We start from the raw sequence: 20,868 nt of genomic DNA on the forward strand, positions 1-20,868 counted from the left end.
GAGGGCGGCCACCAGGGGTCGCGGTCAGGACAGCGCGCAGGCGTTCCCGTTGACGGTGACCAGCCCCGGGCTGGGGTTGGCGCCGCCGTTGGTCGTCGCGTTGAAGCCGAACGTCACCGTGCCGCCAGGAGCGATCTTGGCGTTGTACGACTCGTTCTTCGCCGTGACCGTCGCGCCGGACTGGGTGACCTTCGCCAGCCAGGCCTCCCGGACGCGCTGGTCACCGGTGAACGCGAACCGGGCGGTCCAGCCGTTGACGGCCGTGGACCCGGTGTTGCGGATGGTCAACTGCGCGGTGAACCCGGTGTTGCCCTGCCAGGCGCCGTAGTTGGCGTAGTTCACCGAGCAGGTGACGGCCGGAACCGCGCCGGCGTCGCCCTGGTCGGCCAGGAACGAGGAGATCCAGGTCAGCGCCGAGTTCCAGTTGATCGCCACCTCGTTCGTCGAGTACGAGTTGATGTCGTCGACGTAGCAGAACATCGGCTTGCAGCCGGCGAGAAGCTGCGCCACGAACGGGTCCTGCAACGCCGCGTTCGCGCCACCGGCGAGCGAGCCGGCGGGCGGCCGGGGCAGGGTGGCGTCGAGTTGGTGGCCGAAGATCCGGCTGTGCTGGTTCTGCGCGGCGTGCTCGCCCCAGCCGGTGACGTAGGAGATGTTCAGGGCGTTGCGGCCGAGGATGTAGTCCATCGCCTGCACGGCGCCGTCGCGGTAACGGGCGTCGCGGGTCAGGTCGAAGGCCGTGGCCAGGACGACCGCGTTGTTGATGATGCTGCTGTTCGCGCCCCAGAAGTAGCTGTCGGCGTCCCCGGGCATCGGCAGCCCGTACGCCTGCCGGCGCAGCTCGGCGAGGTACGCGTCGGCGGCGGTGGTGACCGAGGCCCGGATCCGGGTCAGGTCGGCGGCGGGCAGCCCGTTCGGCACGGTGGCCAGGTCGAGGCGACCCAGCGCGGCGACGCTCTGCCAGCCGAAGCCGCGCGGTTCGAACACGTTGCCGGTGTGGTGCGGCGACGCGGTCAGGTCGGTCAGGTAGGTCTGCGCGCCGGTGGTGAGGTACAGCTCGACAGCCGCCCAGTAGAACTCGTCGGTGACGTTCGAGTCGTCGTACGCGCCGCCGCCGGTGCCGTCGGTCGGGCTGGCGTACACCGCGGGGTGTGCCTTCGCGGCGGCGTAGGCCGTCTTCGCGGCGGTGCCGCAGCGGGACGCGAACGCCGCGTCGTACGGGGCGAAGAGTCGCGCGCACTGGGCGGCGGTCGCGGCCATGTTGAGGGTGGCCGCGGTCGACGGCGGGTGCAGCTCACGCGGCTGCGGGTCGTCCTGCGGGGCGAGCGGCAGGCCGGTCCAGTTCTTGTCGTGGATCTTGTGGTGGACCATGCCGGCGAGCGGCTTGCCGGCCGGCACCTGCATGCGCAGCAGGAACTCCAGCTCCCAGCGGGCCTCGTCCAGGATGTCCGGGACGCCGTTGCCACGCTCCGGCACGCGCAGGGTGCTGTCGGCCAGCGCGGCGCCGCCGTTGGCGGTGGCCGCCGTCTTGGTCCGCTCGAAGGTGTTCAGGAGCTGGTAGGTCGCGATGCCGCCGTTGACCACGTACTTGCCGTGGTCGCCGGCGTCGTACCAGCCGCCGCGCACGTCGAGGGAGTAGTCGCAGACGCCCGGCTGGCAGGGCACGCTGGTGTCGCCCTGGTTGGGCGCGACGCCGAGGTGACCGGCGGGGCGGGCGTACTCGTCGCCGATCAGGTCACCGTCGATGGCGATGCCGCTGCGCTGGGCGTAGAAGAACTGGAGCGCGTCGGAGCGCAGTTGCTTGTAGAGGGTGCCGGAGATGTCGAACGGGTGGCTGGTCTCGCCGTCGACGGTGAGCGTCAGCCCCGCGCCCGGGGTGCGGTAGCTGGAGAAGTCGACGGTCTGCACGTTCTGCCCGGAGGCGGCGTCCACGCCCCGCGTGGTGGTGGTGCCACTGGCCAGGACCACGCCGGCGGCCGAGCGGAGCTGCCAGGGCAGCGGCGTGGTCGCCTCGGTGACCACCGTGGCGTTCTTCGGCCCGCCCGGCAGGTAGCCGACCTGGTTGACGCGGACGCGGGGCCCGGTGTCCGGCTCGTACGGCGCGGGGGGCTCGCCGCCGCGCAGCGACACGTCGTCGAGGCAGATGGTCTGCGCCTGCGCGCTGCCACCGACCTGGAAGATGAGCTGGGCGTTCTGGTTGTCGTCCGGGACGGTGAAGGTCGACTCGACGCGCTGGACGGTGCCGGTGGCGGCGGCGTCCACGGCCGCGTACGTGGTGTACGGGGCGCTGCCGAGCTGGAGCACGGCCTTGACGGCGGTGCCGGGCGTGGCGGTGATGTCGAAGCCGAGCGTGTACTCGGCGCCGGCGATCAGCGGCACGCCGTCCTGGCCGATGCCGGCGTCCCACGGGTTGGCGAGTCCACCGGGGACGGCGGCGCAGAGCTGGCCGTCGGTGACCCCGAGCGAGTCGGTGCCGTAGGAGAACCACGGGCTCACGCCCGCGCTGAAGTCCCCGTTGTCGATCTGTTCGGGGGCGTCCGGTGGAGGGTCGGCGTAGGCCGCTCCGGCGCCCGCGCCGGTGAGGGCCAGAGTGGTCGCCGCAGCCAGGAGGAGGCGACGTTTGGATGGCGTCACGGGGTAGTCCTTCCGGGACGGGAGGTGAGGCAGGTGGCGGTGGCAACCTGGGAGCGCTCCCAGGTCGAAGCTCGATGTTTCCAGTGGTGGTTCGTCCTGTCAATTGATCCGACTGGATGGGATCTGCCGTCCGACGAGGGCGGCGGCGCGCGAGGCGTCGGAATGCGAGACGTGAGATTGGCCGCGCCACGCGCCGTCGTCCTGATCTCCTAGAGACAACTGCGCCCTTCTCCTGGCAGGCTGCCTCCCATGACCCTGAAGCTGCGTTCCGTGGGAACGAGCGACCGTGGGCTGATCCGCAGCGGAAACCAGGACGCCCTGCACGCCGGCACCTGGCTCGTCGCCGTCGCCGACGGCATGGGCGGAATGGCCGCCGGTGACCTCGCCAGCTCGCTCACCATCGACGCGGTCGCCCCGCTGGACGTGGAGACACCCGAGGACGCCCTGGTGGCCGCCCTCCAGGACGGCATCGCGCTGGCCACCTCTCGCATTCGGCAGGCGGTCGTCGACGACCCCGAGCGCCAGGGCATGGGCACGACGTTGACCGCCCTGCTCTTCGCCCGTACCGGTAGCTGCCTCGCCCTCGCCCACGTCGGTGACTCGCGGGCCTACCTCTTCCGCGAGGGCGTGCTCAAGCAGATCACTCGCGACGACACCTTCGTGCAGATGCTCGTCGACCAGGGCGTGATCACCCCGGACCAGGCCAGCAGCCACCCGCGCCGGGCCGTCGTCACCCAGGCGTTGCAGGGCGAGGACGTCTCCCCGTCGTACGCGACGATGGTGCCCCGCGCCGGCGACCGGTGGCTGCTGTGCAGCGACGGCCTCTCCAATGTCGTCCGCCCGGACACCCTGGCCGAGGTGCTCGCCGCCTATCCCGACCGGTCCGCCTGCGCCGGCAAGCTGATCGACCTGGCGCTGCACGCGGGCGCTCCGGACAATGTCACCGTCGTGGTGGCCGACGTCGTCGAGGAGTAGCCCCTTCTCAGCGCCGGCGCGGCGCCGCGCGGCGGGTGGGCGTCGCCGTGTCCGGGTCCTCGGGCCACGGATGGCGGGGATAGCGGCCGCGCAGCTCGGCGCGGACCTGCGGATAGCCGGTACGCCAGAACGACGCGAGGTCCGCGGTGACCGCCACCGGCCGCCCGGCGGGGGAGAGCAGGTGCAGCAGCACCGGCACCCGGCCACCGGCGATGCGCGGGGCCGCCGGCCAGCCGAACGTCTCCTGAAGCTTGACCGCGAGCACCGGCGCGGCCGGGTCGGCGTAGTCCACCCGGATGCGAGAGCCGCTGGGCACCTCGATGCGCTCGGGCGCCAGCTCGTCCAGCCGCGCGGCCTGCGCCCAGGGCAGCAGTCGACGCAGCGCCGAGGTCACGTCGATCCGGTTCAGGTCGGCACGCCGTCGGGCGGCGGCCAGCTCCGGCCCCAGCCACGTCGGCGCGGCGGCGAGCAGCGCCTCGTCGTCGACGTCCGGCCACTCGGCGTCGAGGTGCCGCCGGCAGAACGCCATCCGCTCGCGCAGCGCCCGCGCCGCCGGCGTCCACGGCAGCAGCCCCAGCCCCTCCTGACGCAGGCCGGTGAGCAGGGCCTCGGTGATCTCCGCCCGGTCCGGGCGGTCCAGCCGCCGTGCCACCAGCTCGATCGCGCCCAGTCGGGTCACCTCCCGGGCCACCACGTCCCCGTCGGACCAGCCCACCTCCCGGCGCGTGGACAGCAGGGGCCCCGCCGCCTCCCGGGCGGTCGCCTCGTCCAGGCCCGTGGCGCGGCGGATCCGCGCCGAGGGCGCGCCGGGACGACGGTCCGCGACCGCCACCGCGAGCCAGTCGGCACCGGCCAGCTGAGACCCGGCCGCCAGCTCCGCGGCGGTCCCGCCAGTCATGAGGTACGACGATCCGCCCGGCCGCCGCACCCGGGCCAACCGCTCGGGGTACGCCAGACCGACGACCAGCCCGGCGGCGAGATCGTCGGTCAGCCGGTCGCGGTCAGCGGATGCGTCAGATCGAGGGGGCGCGGCGGTGCCGGCCTGTGCTGCGGTGCCGGCCTGTGCTGCGGTGCCGGCCTGTGCTGCGGTGCCGGGCGGGGCGGTTGCCTGGGTACGCCCGGGACCGACGCGCTTCTCGTCGGTCGAGGCAGCGGGCAGCGCGGCGCGTAGGCGGCGTACCTCGGCGCGCCAACGGGCGGTGGCGCCCGCGTCGACCCCGGCGCGCAACCGACGCCAGCCGGCCACCAGGTCGTCGCCCGGGCCGGCCGCGCTCTCCTCGGCGAGGAGGGCGACCACCTCGGCCGCGCGGTCGGCGCCGACCCGGTCGGCGGCGTCCAGCAGCGCCCGGGCCAGCCGTGGGTGGGCCCCGGCGGAGGCGATGGCTCGTCCCCGCCCGGTGATCCGACCGGTCGCGTCGACCGCGCCGAGCGTTTCGAGGGTGTCCCGGGCGACAGTCATCGCCGCGGCCGGTGGCGCGTCGGGCAGCGCCAGACCGACACCGTCCGGGCTGCCCCAGGCGGCCAGCTCCAACGCGAACCCGGTCAGGTCGGCGGTGGCGATCTCCGGCTCCGGCCGGGCGGGCAGCCGCTCGTGGGTGGCTTCCGACCAGCAGCGGTAGACGTGCCCCGGCGCCTCGCGGCCGGCTCGACCGGCCCGCTGGGTGGCGGCGGCCCGGGAGACCGGCACCGTGACCAACGCGCCCAGTCCACGGGCCAGGTCGATGCGGGGCACCCGGGACAGTCCGGCGTCCACCACCGTCCGTACGCCCGGCACGGTGAGGCTGGTCTCGGCCAGCGCGGTGGACAGCACCACGCGACGCCGGTCGTCGGTCCGGGGGCGCAGCGCCGCGTCCTGCTCGGCCCCGCGCTGGCGGCCGTGCAACGGCAGCAGCGTGACGGTGTCCCGCAGGTCGGCGAGCCGTCCGGCGACCGCCGCGATCTCACCGGCCCCGGGCAGGAAGACCAGCACGTCGCCGTCCTGCTCGCGCAGCGCCCGCCGGACGGTGGAGGCCACATGGTCGAGCAGGGCGCGGTCGACCGGGCCCGCCCCGGGCGGCGCGACCGGTCGTGGTGGCGGCGTCCAGATTCGCCGCACCGGGTGCAGCGCCGACTCGGCCCGGACCACCGGGGCCGGGGCGGTCCCGCCGAGCAGCGCGGCGAAGCGGTCGGTGTCCGGCGTGGCGGACATGGCGAGGAGCCACAGGTCGGGCCGGAGCGTGGCCCGGGCCTCCACCGTGAAGGCCAGCGCCAGGTCGGCGTCGAGCTGCCGCTCGTGGCACTCGTCGAGCAGCACCGCGCCCGTGCCGGGCAGCTCCGGGTCGTGGTGCAGCCGGCGCACCAGCAGGCCGGTGGTGACCACCTCGATCCGGGTGGCCGGGGAGACCCGCCGTTCGCCGCGTACGGCGTAACCGACCCGGTCGCCGACGCGCTCGCCGAGCAGGTCGGCCATCCGCCGAGCCGCGGCGCGGGCTGCCACCCGGCGGGGCTGGGCGATCACCACCCGGCCGTCGACCCGGTCGGCCACCGCCAGCGGTGCGAGGGTGGTCTTGCCGGTGCCCGGCGGGGCGACCAGGACCGCCGCGCCGGCCGCGTCGAGCGCGGTGAGCATCGCCGGCAGGGTGGGGCGGACCGGCAGGTCCAGGGTCACGTCGGAGAGCACGGCCCAGTCTCGCACCGCCCGGCGCGACCCCCGGCGGGCCGGCCACCAACGCGAACGGCCGGGCCGCCGCCCCGAAGGGAAGCGACCCGGCCGGTGTTCACACGATCGAGGACCGGGGCGACGCTGGCCCGGCCCTCGACCGTGAAGTTCCTAGTAGGTGCCGTCGAGCTGACCCCGGAGCTTGGTCAGCGCCCGAGCGAGCAGCCGGGAGACGTGCATCTGCGAGACGCCGATCTGGTCGGCGATCTGCGACTGGGTCAGGTTGCCGTAGAACCGCAGGGTCAGGATCTTCTGCTCCCGCTCGTCGAGCGTGGCGAGCGCCGGGCCGAGGGCGACCCGCAGCTCGGCCAGCTCGAACTCGTTGTCCTCGCCGCCGAGCATGTCGCCCAGCTCGGTGGCCCGGTCGCCGTCGCCGGTCGGGGTGGACAGCGACACCGCGTTGTACGCGCGGGCGCCTTCCAGACCTTCCAGGACCTCTTCCTCGGTGAGCTTGAGGTGGGCGGCGATGTCGGCGACCGTCGGCGAACGCCCGAGGGTCTGCAGCAGCGAGCTGTTGGCGTCGGAGATGGCGAGCCGCAGCTCCTGGAGGCGACGCGGTACGCGGATGTCCCAGGTGCGGTCGCGGAAGTGGCGCTTGAGCTCGCCGATGATGGTGGGGATCGCGTAACCGGCGAAGTCGACGCCGCGCGACGGGTCGAACTTGTCGATGGCCTTGATCAGGCCGACGGCGGCGGTCTGCGCCAGGTCGTCGGTCGGCTCGCCCCGCCCGCTGTAGCGGTGCGCGAGGTGGTTGGCCAGCGGCAGCCAGGCCTCGATCGCCCGGTCGCGAAGGGCGGCGCGCGACGGGTGGTTGGCGGGCAGTGCGGCCATGGCGTTCAGGAGATCGGCGGCGCTGTCGGTGAGCGCCCGCGGGTCCAGCTTGGTGGTGCTGGTCTGCTCGGCTGTCGTGCTGCTCGCCTGCTCGGTGATCGTTGACGCGGTCATGGTGGTCCTCCCTGCACCTCGTCCGCGGACAAAAAGAAGGTGACGCTTTGGTTTAGCTTCAGTTGGGCCGTTCGGGAGTCACCTTAACCTGATCGGCTCCCGGAAATCTAGCCGAAAGGTTGATGTACTTAAGGTGTGTTGAGCAACAAAACGCCCATAAGTGGCGACGATCGTGCAGGTTGTGAGGTCTCTTACCCGTTTCGGCGGCGGATGTTGCGGCACCCGGTCATCCCCGTGGGGCCGACCGGTCGGACCGGGAGCCTCCACCGACCGGTCAACATGAAATCCGACAACTGGGCAGCAGTGTCGACTATCCGTCGTTGTCCCGTCGGCGGGACCGGCCGTAGCGTCGCGGAGTAGACACCCGGTTCGGAGGCACCATGCTCGATCCAACCGCTCCCCAGCTCGTCGTGAACAGTCACACCCTCTACTTCAGCTGGTTGCCGGCGGATCCCGAGGCGGTCGCCGCCCTGGTCCCCGCCGGGCTGCGCCCCCGTGCCGACCGACAGGTGTTCCTCAACCAGTACGTCGTCGAGGACGAGACCCAGACCTCCGGCTTCGGCGCGTACTCGTTGACGTACCTCGGCGTCTCGCTGGCCGGCGTGGACGCCCCCGGCGGGCTCAGCCCCGGCGGCTGGTGGACCCACTACGTGGCCTCCAGCCGGGTCGTGCGCGAGTACGCCACCGCGCGGGGCGCTCCGGTGCTGGCCGGCCGGACCACGATCCAGTTGAACGGTGAGGCGCTGCAATCCGAGACCGAGGCGGACGGAGTGCCCCTGATCCGCGCCCGGTGTCGGGTCGGGCAGACCGGGCACGTGATCAGCAGCGGGCACCACCGCTACTTCACCCAGCGCGACGGTCAACTGCTCAGCTCGGTCTACCCGTACGTGGCCGAGCCCGTCACGCCGTTCGAGATCGAGTCGGTGGAGTTCCTGCAACCCCGGCACCCGATGTACGCGCTGCGCCCCGCCAACCCGCTGATCATCGGGTTCGGCTACTTCTCACCGCGCTCGTCGTTCGCGTACCCGGGAGGGCTGACCGTCCACCCGGGCGCGGCCGGCCTGACCGAACCGGCCCGGCCGGCTCACCAGGTGCCGGCCAGTCTCGCGCGCAGCGGCCTGCCGTCCGGGTCGTAGACCAGCCGGTACACCGGCAGTGCCCAGGCACGCGTGAACCAGGGCAGCCGCTCGGGGCGGTGTGGGCGCAGGCGGCCGGGCGGACGCTCGCCGACCTGGCCGTCGTCGTACCACTGTTGCAGTTTGTCGGCCGCGGCCGTGATGGCCGCGACGGCGTCGGCCGGGTCGAGCAGGTCGGCGTCGTCGGCGCCGTCGGGGTCGCGGTCCAGGTGCTCGCGCCAGAGCCGCAGCCGCAGGTCCCGGGTGTAGGCCCGGGCTCCGTCGCCGAGGCCCGCCGGGTCCGTGGGCGTCCGCTCGTCGCGCGTCTCATCGAGTACGGCGCAGGACAGCTCGCTGTCGTGGGTCCACGAGCGGCGGTTGAAGTTGTCGCTGCCGACGCTGGCCCAGACGTCGTCGACCACGCAGACCTTCGCGTGGACGTACACGGGTGTGCCGGCGTGGTTCTCCACGTCGAACACGTGCACCCGCTCCGGGGCGGCGCGTTCACACAGCGACAGTGCCTGCTCGCGGCCGACCATGTTGGGTGGCAGGGCGAGCCGGCCGTCCACGTCCGGGTGCCGGGGCACCACCGCGACCAGGTGCAGCTCCGGGTTCTCCCGCAACGCCTGGGCGAACAGGTTCGCGACCTCGGTCGACCAGAGGTACTGGTCCTCCAGGTAGATGAGGCGGCGGGCCCGCTGTACCGCCTTGGTGTAGCCCCGCGCCACGGTCCGCTCGCCGTCCGGGGCAAAGGAGTAGCGCGGCCGCACGGCGGGGTAGGTGCGCAGCACCTGGATCTGGTGCGGCCCACACTCGGGCGGGTCGGCGGGCTGCTCGGGCAGCGGGTCCGGCCGCAGGTCCGCGCCGCGCAGCCGGTCCCGGGCGTACGCCATCGGGTTCTCCGAGTCCAGCGGCATCGGGTCGGTCCAGCGCTCCCGGAACACGGTGTCCAGCGCGCCGACCACCGGCCCGCGCACCGCGAGCTGCACATCGTGCCAGGGCGGATTCGGGCCGTACCGGGAGGACATCTGCACCGGCTGGGGGTCGCCCCCGTGCGCGGCGTCGTCGCGGCGGCTGTGGCACAGGTCGATGCCACCGGCGAAGGCGATGTCCCGCTCCGGGGCGTCGAGGTGCCGCAGCACCACCAGCTTCTGGTGGTGCGAGCCGCCCCGGCGGACCCGCTGGTCGAGCAGCACCTCGCCGCCGGCCGCCGAGACCGTCTCGCTGAGGTTGCGATTCTCCGCCTCGCTGTAGGCCAGCACGTCCAGGTGTGAGCGCCAGATCAGGCCCTTGACCACCACGCCGCGCTGGGCCGCCTGGGCGAAGATCTGCGCCACGGTGGGGCCGTCCGGGCGCAGCCGCTGATCCGGGTCACCCCGCCAGTCGGTGAAGAACAGATGGTCGCCCGCGGTCAACGCCTCGACCTCGTCGACCAGCCGGTCGAAGTACGCCGCGCCGTGAATCAACGGCTCGGCGAGGTTTCCCCTGGTCCAAACGGGTAACCCAGAGACCGGGTTGGCACGTTCCTGCGCGGTGAGGAACCAGTCCTGTAACGGCACGTCCAGCCCTCCCGGGAGGTCGACAACGTCCTCACGGTAGGACCCCCGACGCGGGTCCGCATGCCAGGCCGCCCGACCGGTGACCTGGAAGACGCCATACGAGCACGCGACACAGCCGAGGAGGCCACACCATGCCCCGCGAAACGACGAACCCCGTGAACGAGTACCGCGAGCCGGCGGTGGAGAGCGAACGGGGGGCGCTGGTAGCGGTGTTGGTGATGGTGATCCTGGGGGTGGCGGGGATTTTCGCGGTCTCGTAAGGCTGACGTTTTCGGTCGTCAGGGTGCCGCTGCCTTGATCGACTCCAGATCGCCGATGTCGGGGCATCCCGTCGCGCGGAAGCCCCGACACCGCTGAACTGGTGTGGATCATCCACGCGACCGGCTCGACCTGTCCCCGAGCCTGCGTCTGCGGGTATCAAGATCTGAGCAAGTTCCCTGATGCTGCTGCTTCGTGAACGCGTCAGACAGCAGGATCAGTGAAGTTGCTCAGATCTTGCTCACTGCCGGCTGGCCGGAGCGGCGGCCAGCGGGAACTTGGGTGCCGCCGTACGGGGGCGGTACCGCGCCCCGCCGGTACCGCGCTGCGCCGATCTTGCACTTCCAGTCGCCGGGATGAGCTGATTTGGACGCTTATGACCGAGCAGAAAATGCAAGATCGGCGGCGCAGGGGAGCGGGCGGCGGCCGTGCCTCTCGGGATGGGCGAGAATGGCAGCGTGGACATGCAACCCACCTTCGCCGACCCGTGGTGGGACCTGCGTGGGGGCACATCCCCCGAACGACAGCAACGCCGCGCACTGCATGCCGAACTTCTCGTCGAGGTGGCGCCTGGCCACCCACTGCACGGCCAAACCGTCAGGATCGTTGCCAGGTCGCAGGCGTCGGATGACATCCTCGTCCAGCTCCCAGAACGCTGGGCGCTCGTCCACCTCACCTGGAAAGCCGCCCCGGAGACTCCACCGTGGCCGAAGACCACGTTCTACGACACCCTCCGTACCTTTGCGAAGGGCTAACATGCGGCAGTGCGCGTGGAGAACCCCTTGCACGTCAATGGCCTGGTGCTGCCCGCCTTGATGACCGAACTCCTCAACACCGGCCGCTGGCGACATCCAGGCGACGAGGTTCTCCGCGATCTCATGCCCTGGTTCGAATCTCCGCTGGACTTCCTCACCAGCGTCGAGAAGATGCGGAGCGAGAGCCGATCGCTCACGATGTTCGCCGACGACCCACCGTCGTCGCACCTGTTCCGGGAGGCACGCGGCAGCACCGCCACCGCCACCGTCGAGCTGCCCTGGCTCGACGCGGAGCAGGCAGTGTTGATCGCGGTCAACCGCATCCTCGGTGACGACGTCGCGATGGCCCTCGACTATCGCACCGATGCCGCCGACCCCCAGGTCGTGGCCAGCGACTTCTGGACCGATCCGCAGCAGTGCTCATGGCGGATCGTCACCCCGACCTTCTCTCAGCTCGTAGAGATCCTCCGGCTCGTCTGACCCGACGTGCGCTAACAGGTCGGCCTCTGCGGTAGGAGCACTCGCATCAGGGCGCTGACAGCGGGCCTGACGGTTGGACGATTCGCACATTCTTCTTGATGCTTTCTGGCGGCACGACGGCATAGAACAACGTGCTGTTCTCGTGCTCGAAGAGGTCTGTGAGCTGGGCGAGAACGGATGCGGTCTCATCCAGGGCCAACGCTTGGGCGTCGGCCGCTCCGCTGCCGATGATCTGCAACATCCGCACCTCCCACTGCGCGACCATGCCAGCCAGGATGAATTCCTGGGATCGGTACAGTCGCCAGTTCGTGTCCCACGAGTAGAAGTTCCGAAGGCCGGCGGCTATAGCGACCACCACGCTGACCGCCGCCAAGAAGACGTAGTTCATGTGCTCGTCACGGATAATGGGAACTACGAACAGCAGGGGCAGCGTGATGCTCAGCACGATCTCGATCGCGCCGACTACCTTGAACCAGACGACATGCAAGCTCGCTAGTCGCCTGTAACGCTTGCGGTGCAGCGTGAGGAACCTGTCGACCAGTTCAGCGCAGGCGGGGAACGCTTCCGAAATTTCAGCCGACCACTGGTAGGAGCGCTGCAGCGCTTCCCGGGACACTCCCAGCATGGTGTTCCTCGCATTTCACCTAGTGCAGCGGTCCATCGTCACTTCGGGATGACAGTCAGGGAACATGCCTGTCAGGAAGCTGATACGCACCGAGCGGCCAGGTCTTCGTGCTCCGCTTCTTGTCCTCCTCCGTTGGTCCGACACCTTGCGTAAGCGGGGCGGTGGCTGGCGACTTCTACGCATCGCTGTGCGAGGTCGCAGGCTCCACGATCGGTCTGCGGAACGGTCCCCATCCCACGAAACGGTCGTACAGGGCTCGCGGGCTCGGCCCGTCGTGCGGGTTCAGGTGGTACAGGTCCCGCATCGCCTCGTACAGCAGCCCGGCCAGGTAGATCGACAGGCTCGGCATCTTGTTCTCGTACTCGGCTTTGAGCATGAGTCGTGCCGTCGGACACGGCCACGGTTGGCCGTCGGCGCGGCACAGCCAGTGGGGGCGTAACGGCGTGTGCGGCGGTGCCTGGCCGTGCCGGCGCGGACGATCCGCGACCGGACCCCGGTCGGGGCCGGAGACCTGCGCGGAGATCACTCGCGACCCCCGCCCGGCCGCTGTGCCGAGTTCAGACGGCCGGCCATCGGAACGTGTTCGTTGCGCCGGAATGTGAAGCGCACGGGTGCCTCCTTCGCGCTGTCGTGGGAAGGGGCCGCCCCCGCAAGTGCTCGCCGGTCAGGGGCGGCCCCGGTACGAACGCGTCCGCCGGGTTCGGGTCCCTACCGGCCGCGCCGTCTGGTTCCACTCTGGTGCGTGATCGCCTAGTGTCGGAAGGTGTTCGACCATGTTGGAGAGACCTCGACGGTCAGCGAATTCCCTGGTGGGGAGGCATGGGGGTGCGCAGGCCGAAGGTGGGGAAGGGCTGGGGACATGAGCATGACGGCCGCTGAAATCCTGCTCGATGAGCTACGGCAGGCTCGGGCCTCACGCGGACTCAGTCAGGACGACTTCGGGAAGCTGATCAGCTACTCGGGTACGCACGTCAGCGCCGTTGAGACCGGCTCTCGCCCGCCCACTTCCGAATACGCCACTGCCATCGATCGAGCACTGAAGACCGGTGGTCTGTTCGCTCGGCTACTCGATCGGCTCTCCGACCTTGACGCCGCGCCGCTCTGGCTGCGTGAGTGGATCACCTTCGAGCAACAGGCCCGCACATTGCGATGGTGTGAGGTCGCGTGGGTGCCAGGTCTATTGCAGACCGAATCCTATGCTCGCAGCGTATTCGCCAGTGACGGCAGGATTAGCGCCGAGGAAGTCGAGACGCGGGTAGCCGCAAGACTTGCGCGGCAACAGTTCCTCACCAGTAACGACCCGCCTCACCTCGTCGCGGTTTTGGACGACGCCGTCCTGCGTCGTCCGGTCGGCGGCGCGGCGGTGATGCGTGAGCAACTGTTCCACTTGGCGCAGCTCAACCAGGACCGCCGGCGGGTGCGAATCCATGTCGTCCCGCGCGGGGTCGGCGCGTACGCTGGGCTCGACGGGCCGTTTGTCCTCGCTTCCCTGGCGGATCTGGCTGACGTGGGCTACCTCGACAACCGCCTCCGGGGCCAGGTCGTCGAGCGGGCCACCGAGTTAGCGGCCTTGCGTGAGCAATGGGAAGCCATCCTTGCCGAGGCCCTGACCCTGCAACAGTCCACCGAGCTGATAACGGAAGTGGCGAAGTCATGGACCTGACCGGCGCGCGCTGGCGTAAGAGCACCCGCAGCGGCAGCAATCAAGGGGCTTGCGTCGAGGTTGCTGACAACCTGCCCGGCGTCGTTGGCGTTCGGGACTCGAAGGACCAGGCCGGCCCCGCGCTGGTCTTCACGCCGGCGGCCTGGCGAGCGTTCGTCGACTTGGCGAAGGCCCACGAGACGGCCTGACCGGTACTACGCAGAAAGGCCCCCGGATCGCTCCGGGGGCCTTCTGCGTGATCAGGTCAGGGACGCCGGCGCTTGCCGTTGGTGTGCGGGATGCGCTCGGTGGGGATGACGCCGAGGCGGCCGGCCTTGAAGTCCTCGAAGGCCTGGAGCAGCTCGTCGCGGGTGTTCATGACGAACGGGCCGTACTGCGCCACCGGCTCCCGGATGGGCTGGCCGCCCATGATGTACAGGTCGAGCGCCGGGGTGTTGCTGTCCTGCGTGGCGTTCGCGCTGAAGCGCAGCGCGTTGCCCGGCCCGTGCACCGCGAGCTGGCCGGTGTGGACCGGTCGGCGCTCGGCGCCGACCGTGCCGCGCCCGCCGAGGACGTACACCAGGGCGTTGAAGTTGGGGTTCCAGGGCAGGTCGACCTGCGCGCCGGGCTGGACGGTGACGTGGCTGATGGTGATCGGCGTGAACGTGGAGCCCGGCCCCTTGTGCCCGGCGATCTCACCGGCGATGACCCGGATGAGCGCGCCGCCGTCCTCGGTGGTGAGCAGCGCGGACTCGCGTCCCCGGATGTCCTGGTACTGGGGCGGGTTCATCTTGGCCTTGCGGGGCAGGTTGACCCAGAGCTGCGTGCCGTGGAAGAGGCCGCCGCTCGTGACCAGGTGCTCCGGCGGCGCCTCGATGTGCAGCAGGCCACTGCCGGCCGTCATCCACTGGGTGTCACCGTCGGTGATGGTGCCGCCGCCACCCTGCGAGTCCTGGTGGTCGAAGACGCCGTCGATGATGTACGTGACGGTCTCGAAGCCGCGGTGCGGGTGCCACGGGGTGCCCTTCGGCTCACCCGGCGCGTAGTCGACCTCGCCCATCTGGTCGAGGTGGATGAACGGGTCCAGGTCGGTCGTCGACACCCCGGCGAAGGCCCGGCGGACCGGGAAGCCCTCACCCTCGAAGCCGCTGGGCGCGGTGGTCACCTTGCGGACCTTGCGGATCGTGGTGGCCTTGTGAAGCTTGGGCAGGCGGGGCAGGACGAGGACGTTGTCAACGGTGATCGCGGGCATCGCGGGGCTCCTTAGCGTGAGGCGTGGGTGTTCGACGTGGTCCCGGCCGCCCGCAGGCGGCGGCCGAGCCGGTCGAAGATCCGGGTGAGGCAGGCGACCTCGGCGTCGTCGAGGTCGTCCATCAGATGGGTACGCACCGACGCCAGGTGGTGAGGTGCGGCCTCCGTCAGCGTGAGCAGCCCGGCGGCGGTGAGCACGGCTTCGCTGCCGCGCCGATCGTCCGGGCAGGGCTCCTTGCTGACCAGGCCGCGCCGCTGCATCGAGGAGATCTGGTACGTGAGGCGGCTGGGGGAGAAGACCAGGCGGCCGGCCAGCTCGCCCATCCGCAGCCGTTGCCCCGGCGCTTCGGAGAGCAGGACCAGCACGTGGTAGTCGGCGAAGCTGAGGTCGCTGTCGGCCCGTAGGTCGTCTTCCATCCGGGTGAACAGGCGCTGGCTGGCCTCGATGTAGGCGCGCCAGGCGGCCGCTCGGGTGCTGTCCAGGCTCTCTGTCACGACCACGACGATAGCACTAGTTAAAAATTTAACTAGTGGCGTTGCGGGTTGCCTGCGTCACGTCTGTCCGGTTGCAGGCCTGCTTCGTACAGCTTTGAAGAAGGCTGTGGATAATCCGGCGGCGAGACCGACGCGGCGTGTGCCAGACTCCGGCCTCGTGGAACACGTGGAGCTCACCGCCGACGACCTGCTGCTGCGGCCCTGGCGGGACGCGGACGCCCCGTCGGTGCTCGACGCCCTGCGCGACCCGGCCATCGCCCAGTGGAACCCCCAGGGCGACGGCCCGATCGACGACCAGGTTGCCCTGCTCTGGGTGCGTCGCCGGGCCGACTGGTCGGCCGGTGACCACGCCTCGCTGGCGGTCGCCGACGCCGGTGACAGCGAACTGCTCGGCTCGGTGTCGCTGCACAACATCCGCCACGGCGACGCCTCGATCGGTTACTGGACGATGCCGGCGGCGCGCGGGCGCGGTGTCGCGACGCGGGCCGTCGCCCGGCTCACCGCCTGGGCGTTCGAGAACCTCCGGCTGCACCGGATCGAGCTGTGCCATGCCGTCGCCAACCCGGCGTCCTGCCGGGTCGCCGACCGGGCCGGCTACCCCGCCGAGGGGACGCTGCGCGAGTCGTACCGGTACGGCGACGGCCGCCGCTACGACGAGCACCTGCACGCCCGCCTGGCCACCGACCGCTAGCCACCCGACGCCCAGCCCAGGCAGGGTCGGCGCCCGGGTGGAGGTCGGATCGCCTTGTAGGGAAGCTGTCGAGCTGCCCCAAAAATGGGGCGGGCTGCGCCGACTGGGCGCTGTGAGTTGGCGATGGCCCAGATCTGGGGCAGCTCGACAGGGTGAACACCCCACCCACATGGGCAGCTCGACGCCGGCCCAGATCTCGACCCTAGGATCGGGACGGTGCGAGAGACCCGGTTGACGGTTCGGCCAGCGAGCTTGGCGGATGTTGCCTCACTGGTGGAGTTGCGCCTGGCCAACGCTGAGGCCCACGTTGCTCTCGACGCTGCCACGTACCGCGTTCCACCTCGTGACGCGGTGGTGCGCCACTTCGCGGCCACGGTGGCCGACGAGGCCGGGCGGGATGGTGTCCTCGTCGCTGAGAGCAACGACGGTCAGGTGGTCGGGATGGTCGAAGTGCTGCGGCATTCCGACCCGCCCGACCATCAGATCCTGCGCCCTGAGCCGTCGGCACAGATTCACACGGTGGTGCTGCCCGATGTCAGAGGGCTCGGGGTGGGGTCAGCGTTGCTGGCGGCGGCCGAACGGTGGGCAGGCGACCGGGGGATCACCTATCTGTCGGCTGGGATCTACCACCGCAACGTCGGTGCGGTCCGCTTCTACAGCCGGCACGGCTACACCGACGCCGGTCTCTCCCTCGGTAAGAGCCTGGCTTAACAGCCGCCGGCTACTCGGTGACCCGGCGCAGGAACGCGGCCAGGTGGCCGGTGGTGCGGTCGATCTTCTCGGCCAGGGTGATGGTCTCGTCGATCCGTCGTCCGGCCTCCTTCTTGCCCCGCACGTAGAGCGAGCAGGCCAGGTCGGAGCAGACGTACGCCCCCACGGAGTTGCCCTGCCGGCCCTCGCGGCCGGCCTTGCGGGCGGTCATCAGCGACACGCCGTCGCCGGTGTGGGTGGTCAGGCAGAAGGAGCACATGCTGCGCCGTACGCGCCCGGTCTGCTGCGGCGCCACCCGCAGCGCGACCCCGACGGGGCCGCTGTCGGTCTCGGCGACCAGGTACGCCCGCTGCGGCGCGGCGGGGTCGCGCCAGCCGAGGAAGTCGAGGTCGTCCCAGGGGTACGTCTCCAGATCGCCCGGTACGGCCAGCCGCTTCGCCTCGCCCTGCGTGCAGTTGACGAAGGAGGCGCGGACGGCGGGTTCGGTGATGGCTAACATAGGTAGTAGCCTAGCTCTCCTAGGCAAGCGATTAACGAGGCTAGTTTGAGGGGTGTGGCGAGTGGCACGTGCCGGCGTGACGGTCGAGCGGTTGACCCAGGTGGCGGCCGACCTGGCCGACGAGGTGGGAGTCGAGAACGTGACCGTCGCCGCTCTCGCGCGGCACTTCGGCGTGAAGGACGCGAGCCTCTACTTCCACCTCAAGAACGCCCACGACCTGCGCGTCCGGATCGCCCTGCTGGCGCTCGCCGAGCTGGCCGACCAGGTCTCCGACGCGCTCGCCGGCCGGGCCGGCAAGGACGCCTTGGTGGCGTTCGCCAACGCCTACCGGGACTACGCGACGCGCCATCCCGGCCGGTACGCCGCCATGCAGATCGACCTCGACCCGGAGACGGCCGCCGCGAGCGCGGGAGTGCGGCACTCGGAGATGACCCGGGCCATCCTGCGCGGCTACCAGCTCGCCGAGCCGGACCAGACCGACGCCATCCGGATGATGCACAGCACGTTCCACGGCTTCGTGAGCCTGGAGCGGACCGGCAGCTTCCGCCACACGCCACGTCCGACGGACGACTCCTGGGCCCGTACCCTCGATGCCCTTGATGCCTTGCTGCGCAACTGGCCGCAGCGGTGACGGCCGGGCGGGCATGAACTGCCCCTGCTCGCCCGGCCCGCACTCGCCGCGAATCCGGCCCAGGTCAGGTCATCGGCCGGCCTCGGCGAGCGGACGCCGCGGTGCGGTCCGCTGTCGGAGCAGGACGAACCCGAGGCCCGCCAGGAACCAGGCGGCGAGCACCGTGAGCGGCACCAGTGTGTGCGAGCCGCCGAAGTAACCGAAGTTGTTCACCGCGCGAACGGCCGCGCCCGGCGGGAGCTTCGCCGAGATCGCCTGCGCCCAGCCCGGCAGCAGGTCGACGCCGATCGTCGCGCCGCTCGTCGCGTTGCCGATGGTGGTGAGGGTGAGCACGGCGAGCGCGATGCCGATCGGCCCGAGCCAGGCGCCGAGGGCCTTCGTCGTGAAGGCGCTGGCCGCCGACAGCAGGATGAGCGACAGGGCGAGCAGGGGGAACGGCGCCGTCAGGGAGCCATACACCGGGCCGGCGACCGTGGCCGCGACCACGCCGATCAGGACCGCGAACCCGCCCATCGCGTAGAGCCGGTGGCGCAGGCGCACCTTCGCGGTGGCCGCGGTGAGCCCCTGCGCGAGGACGAACGACGAGAGAGTGACCCCGAAGACCACGTAGAAGGCGGACAACCCGCGGCTGTCGTAGTTCGCCAGCGGGACGATGTCCTTCTCCTGGACCGTCATGCCGGCCTGGCGGGCGAAACCGGCCACGAGCTGCCGGGCGGCCCCGCTCTCGCTGAACCCGCTCGCTCCGGCGTAGTCGAGCCGCACGCTGTCGGGCGCGGTCGGGCTGAGGACCGCGACCGCGTCGCCGTCGTGGACCAGGGCGGCGCCGGCGTCGACGCTGGTGACCGGGGTGACGGCGACGGCGTCGCCGAACCCGGTGTGGGCGGCGGCGGCGAGTTGGTCGCCGACCACCGCGATCGGCAGGCGGCTCGGCGCGGGATCACGTTGCAGCCCGACGTAGACGGCGATGAACGCCGTGCCGATGATCAACCCGGTGATCACCAGCGACAGCCAGGCTCGTCGCTGGGTGACGACGGGCGTTTCCCGCTCGGAGGGTGGTTCGGTCGGCGACGTCATGGGTGCTTCCTCGGGGTAGTGTGGTTTGAATGTCCAACCAGATGAACCGTAGCACCGCTGGTTTGAATTCCAAACCGGCGCGGGACACTCTCGCGGTGGCGCTCGACGCCGTCAACGACAGGTGGTCGCTGCACATCGTGCGAGCGCTCGCCTTCGGCGCATCGCGGTACACCGAGATCCTGCGAGCGGTCGGCGCGCCCCGGGACGTCCTCGCCGCCCGGCTGCGGAAACTGGCCGAAACGGGCATCCTTCAGACCCGTACCGCCGAGGACGGGAAGGTTGCGGGGTACGAACTCACGCAGAAAGGCCGGGACCTCGGTCACGTCATCCTCGTGCTGAAGCGCTGGGGCGACACCTACAGCGACGCCGACGTGCCTCAAATCGACTTCATCCACGACCCCTGCGGCGAGGTGTTCGTCGCCGAGGTCCGGTGCCGGGCGTGCGGTGAGCCCCTGCGGTCCGGAGAGCTGTCCCTCGACAAGGAGTCCCACGCATGCTGACCGACCTGGAGTTGGCCGACTGGCGGGAGCGGGTGGCCCGGTTGTACCTGTCCGACGTCGACCTGGTGGGCTTCCGCGCCGGCCGCGACGACCTCTTCGCCACCCACCCGCAGAGCCCCATCCCGCCCGAGGAGCGGTCCGCCTTCCGGGGTGTGCGCTACTTCCCGCCCAATCCGGAGGCGGTGGTCGAAGCGCCGCTCCGGCCCGCCAGCGGCGAGCTGAGCATCGACACCGGCGGTCCGGACGGGGTCGTGACGTACCGGCGGGTGGCGGTGGCCGAGACGTCCTGGGGGCCGCTGACGCTGTGGTGGATCGAGGCGTACGGGGGTGGGCTGTTCGTGCCGCTGCGCGACGGCACCTGCGGACAGGAGACGTACGGCGGGGGCCGCTACCTCACCGACACGGTGAAGGGCACCTTCGGCCGGGGCGTCGAGCTGTTGCCCGGTGACCGGGTACGGCTGGACGCGAACTACCTCTACAACCCGAGCTGCGCGTACGACGACCGCTGGGCCTGCCCCCTGGCGCCGCCCGAAAACCGGGTAGACGTCCCGCTGCACGCCGGCGAACTGAAGTACCACGACTGACCGTGAGGCCCGCCCCGCGCCCGCCCCGCGCCCGCCGATCTTGCACTTTCGGTTGCCGAAATGCCGACTCTGCTCACTTTTGCCGCAACAGAAAGTGCAAGATCGACGCGCCGAGGGCCCCGGCGCCGCGGGGCGCCGGGGCCTTCGCGTGGTTAGCGGGTGTTTGCTGGGCTTGAGCCGGGCATCTGCATGCGGCCCAGGAGCTGTCTTGCCTGGTCGGCTAGCTGCGCGTCGACAGTTACCGCGTACTGGCCCGCGCGCAGCGAACTGGCCGAGGTGAAGTCGCGCTGCCCGCCGGTCATGGCGTGCGCGACCGCGCCGAACACGGCACCCCAGATCGCGCCGATGACCAGCCCGACCAGGATCACCGCCAGCCAGTTGCCGACGGTGAAGATGCCGAACAGCAGGCCGATGAACAGCCCGAACCACGCGCCGGTACCGGCGCCGAGCAGGGCCGCGCGGCCCGTCGTCAGCCGTCCGAGCACCGTCTCGACAAGCGTCAGGTTCGTGCCGACGATGGCGGTGTGCTCCACCGGGAAGCGATTGTCCGCCAGGTAGTCGACCACCTTCTGGGCGGACGGATAGTCCGGATACGAGCCGATCGTCACGGTGGGTGCGCCACCTTCCGGCCCGTGCCCGTCCGCGCCAGGTGTCGACGGACGGCCTGCCGGACCGGACGGAAGCACGTCACCACTGGGTGTGCCGGTCCGCCAGGCGGCGGTCGGCCCCGAAGCTGAGGTCATGAG

The 20,868-nt window shown here is 71.0% G+C and carries 22 protein-coding genes; 11 read left to right on the plus strand and 11 right to left on the minus strand.

The features are described 5' to 3' along the window. Positions 1-24 precede the first annotated feature (24 nt). Entirely contained in the window at positions 25-2,634 is a 2,610-nt protein-coding gene (locus ACQPZK_RS10600) for a glycoside hydrolase family 9 protein (protein WP_433538126.1), read from the minus strand. A gap of 249 nt (positions 2,635-2,883) precedes the next feature. On the opposite strand from ACQPZK_RS10600, the gene ACQPZK_RS10605 reads away from it, so the two are divergent. Further along, positions 2,884-3,609, plus strand: coding sequence for a PP2C family protein-serine/threonine phosphatase (locus tag ACQPZK_RS10605; protein WP_433538127.1), 726 nt, complete (start codon positions 2,884-2,886; stop codon positions 3,607-3,609). A 7-nt stretch (positions 3,610-3,616) separates the two neighbouring features. Here ACQPZK_RS10605 and ACQPZK_RS10610 read toward each other — a convergent pair whose 3' ends face one another. Further along, positions 3,617-6,268 carry an ATP-dependent RNA helicase gene (locus tag ACQPZK_RS10610; RefSeq protein ID WP_433539169.1) on the minus strand — a complete coding sequence of 884 codons (2,652 nt, stop codon included), beginning with the start codon at positions 6,266-6,268 and terminating at the stop codon, positions 3,617-3,619. A 150-nt stretch (positions 6,269-6,418) separates the two neighbouring features. Further along, a complete protein-coding gene (locus tag ACQPZK_RS10615) occupies positions 6,419-7,252 on the minus strand; it encodes a SigB/SigF/SigG family RNA polymerase sigma factor (RefSeq protein WP_425734370.1) in 834 nt (277 codons plus the stop codon). 380 nt (positions 7,253-7,632) lie between these two features. Here ACQPZK_RS10615 and ACQPZK_RS10620 point away from each other — a divergent pair, with 380 nt between their 5' ends. Next, complete coding sequence (locus ACQPZK_RS10620) at positions 7,633-8,388, plus strand: hypothetical protein (protein ID WP_433538128.1); 756 nt, start codon at positions 7,633-7,635, stop codon at positions 8,386-8,388. Here the strand turns inward: ACQPZK_RS10620 and ACQPZK_RS10625 are convergent. Then, entirely contained in the window at positions 8,337-9,926 is a 1,590-nt protein-coding gene (locus tag ACQPZK_RS10625) for a phospholipase D family protein (RefSeq protein ID WP_433538129.1), read from the minus strand. The genes ACQPZK_RS10620 and ACQPZK_RS10625 overlap by 52 nt on opposite strands. Positions 9,927-10,648: 722 nt before the next feature. Here ACQPZK_RS10625 and ACQPZK_RS10630 point away from each other — a divergent pair. Further along, positions 10,649-10,939 (plus strand): hypothetical protein, encoded by a 291-nt coding sequence (locus tag ACQPZK_RS10630; protein ID WP_433539170.1) that lies wholly within the window; start codon positions 10,649-10,651, stop codon positions 10,937-10,939. 9 nt (positions 10,940-10,948) lie between these two features. Then, the gene (locus ACQPZK_RS10635; RefSeq protein WP_433538130.1) at positions 10,949-11,419 is read left to right on the plus strand and encodes a hypothetical protein; all 471 of its coding nucleotides are present in this window, start codon (positions 10,949-10,951) and stop codon (positions 11,417-11,419) included. Between the two features lie 46 nt (positions 11,420-11,465). Here the strand turns inward: ACQPZK_RS10635 and ACQPZK_RS10640 are convergent, their stop codons facing one another. Then, positions 11,466-12,035 (minus strand): hypothetical protein, encoded by a 570-nt coding sequence (locus ACQPZK_RS10640; RefSeq protein WP_433538131.1) that lies wholly within the window; start codon positions 12,033-12,035, stop codon positions 11,466-11,468. Between the two features lie 184 nt (positions 12,036-12,219). Beyond that, positions 12,220-12,570 (minus strand): hypothetical protein, encoded by a 351-nt coding sequence (locus ACQPZK_RS10645; RefSeq protein ID WP_433538132.1) that lies wholly within the window; start codon positions 12,568-12,570, stop codon positions 12,220-12,222. Positions 12,571-12,903: 333 nt separating this feature from the next. Between ACQPZK_RS10645 and ACQPZK_RS10650 the strand changes: the two genes are divergently transcribed. Together ACQPZK_RS10650 and ACQPZK_RS10655 are read left to right on the plus strand one after the other, a co-directional pair. Continuing rightward, complete coding sequence (locus ACQPZK_RS10650; protein ID WP_433538133.1) at positions 12,904-13,707, plus strand: helix-turn-helix domain-containing protein; 804 nt, start codon at positions 12,904-12,906, stop codon at positions 13,705-13,707. Then, on the plus strand, positions 13,698-13,895 hold the full coding sequence (locus tag ACQPZK_RS10655; RefSeq protein ID WP_433538134.1) for a DUF397 domain-containing protein: 198 nt from the start codon (positions 13,698-13,700) through the stop codon (positions 13,893-13,895). The genes ACQPZK_RS10650 and ACQPZK_RS10655 overlap by 10 nt, the downstream gene beginning before the upstream one ends. A gap of 56 nt (positions 13,896-13,951) precedes the next feature. On the opposite strand, the gene ACQPZK_RS10660 is transcribed toward ACQPZK_RS10655, so the two are convergent. Both ACQPZK_RS10660 and ACQPZK_RS10665 read right to left on the minus strand, forming a co-directional pair. Next, positions 13,952-14,938, minus strand: a complete 987-nt coding sequence (locus ACQPZK_RS10660) for a pirin family protein (RefSeq protein ID WP_433538135.1) — start codon at positions 14,936-14,938, stop codon at positions 13,952-13,954. Positions 14,939-14,949: 11 nt separating this feature from the next. Continuing rightward, positions 14,950-15,432 carry a MarR family winged helix-turn-helix transcriptional regulator gene (locus ACQPZK_RS10665; RefSeq protein WP_433538136.1) on the minus strand — a complete coding sequence of 161 codons (483 nt, stop codon included), beginning with the start codon at positions 15,430-15,432 and terminating at the stop codon, positions 14,950-14,952. A gap of 157 nt (positions 15,433-15,589) precedes the next feature. Between ACQPZK_RS10665 and ACQPZK_RS10670 the strand changes: the two genes are divergently transcribed. Together ACQPZK_RS10670 and ACQPZK_RS10675 are read left to right on the plus strand one after the other, a co-directional pair. After that, entirely contained in the window at positions 15,590-16,123 is a 534-nt protein-coding gene (locus ACQPZK_RS10670) for a GNAT family N-acetyltransferase (RefSeq protein WP_433538137.1), read from the plus strand. A 216-nt stretch (positions 16,124-16,339) separates the two neighbouring features. After that, the gene (locus ACQPZK_RS10675) at positions 16,340-16,834 is read left to right on the plus strand and encodes an N-acetyltransferase family protein (protein ID WP_433538138.1); all 495 of its coding nucleotides are present in this window, start codon (positions 16,340-16,342) and stop codon (positions 16,832-16,834) included. Between the two features lie 10 nt (positions 16,835-16,844). On the opposite strand, the gene ACQPZK_RS10680 is transcribed toward ACQPZK_RS10675, so the two are convergent. Further along, positions 16,845-17,333 (minus strand): FBP domain-containing protein, encoded by a 489-nt coding sequence (locus ACQPZK_RS10680; RefSeq protein WP_433538139.1) that lies wholly within the window; start codon positions 17,331-17,333, stop codon positions 16,845-16,847. A gap of 61 nt (positions 17,334-17,394) precedes the next feature. On the opposite strand from ACQPZK_RS10680, the gene ACQPZK_RS10685 reads away from it, so the two are divergent. After that, positions 17,395-17,964, plus strand: coding sequence for a TetR/AcrR family transcriptional regulator (locus ACQPZK_RS10685; protein WP_433538140.1), 570 nt, complete (start codon positions 17,395-17,397; stop codon positions 17,962-17,964). Between the two features lie 69 nt (positions 17,965-18,033). Here the strand turns inward: ACQPZK_RS10685 and ACQPZK_RS10690 are convergent, their stop codons facing one another. Beyond that, complete coding sequence (locus ACQPZK_RS10690; RefSeq protein WP_433538141.1) at positions 18,034-19,038, minus strand: hypothetical protein; 1,005 nt, start codon at positions 19,036-19,038, stop codon at positions 18,034-18,036. A 29-nt stretch (positions 19,039-19,067) separates the two neighbouring features. Here ACQPZK_RS10690 and ACQPZK_RS10695 point away from each other — a divergent pair, with 29 nt between their 5' ends. Both ACQPZK_RS10695 and ACQPZK_RS10700 read left to right on the plus strand, forming a co-directional pair. Then, positions 19,068-19,538: a winged helix-turn-helix transcriptional regulator gene (locus ACQPZK_RS10695; protein WP_433538142.1), complete on the plus strand. Its 471-nt coding sequence runs from the start codon at positions 19,068-19,070 to the stop codon at positions 19,536-19,538. After that, complete coding sequence (locus ACQPZK_RS10700) at positions 19,535-20,122, plus strand: DUF1684 domain-containing protein (protein ID WP_433539171.1); 588 nt, start codon at positions 19,535-19,537, stop codon at positions 20,120-20,122. Before ACQPZK_RS10695 ends, ACQPZK_RS10700 begins: the two co-directional genes overlap by 4 nt. Before the next feature lie 152 nt (positions 20,123-20,274). Here ACQPZK_RS10700 and ACQPZK_RS10705 read toward each other — a convergent pair whose 3' ends face one another. Further along, positions 20,275-20,865 (minus strand): general stress protein, encoded by a 591-nt coding sequence (locus ACQPZK_RS10705; protein WP_433538143.1) that lies wholly within the window; start codon positions 20,863-20,865, stop codon positions 20,275-20,277. Positions 20,866-20,868: the final 3 nt, after the last annotated feature.

The sequence above is a fragment of the Micromonospora sp. CA-249363 genome, assembly GCF_050950185.1.
In the GTDB taxonomy this organism is placed as follows: domain Bacteria; phylum Actinomycetota; class Actinomycetes; order Mycobacteriales; family Micromonosporaceae; genus Micromonospora.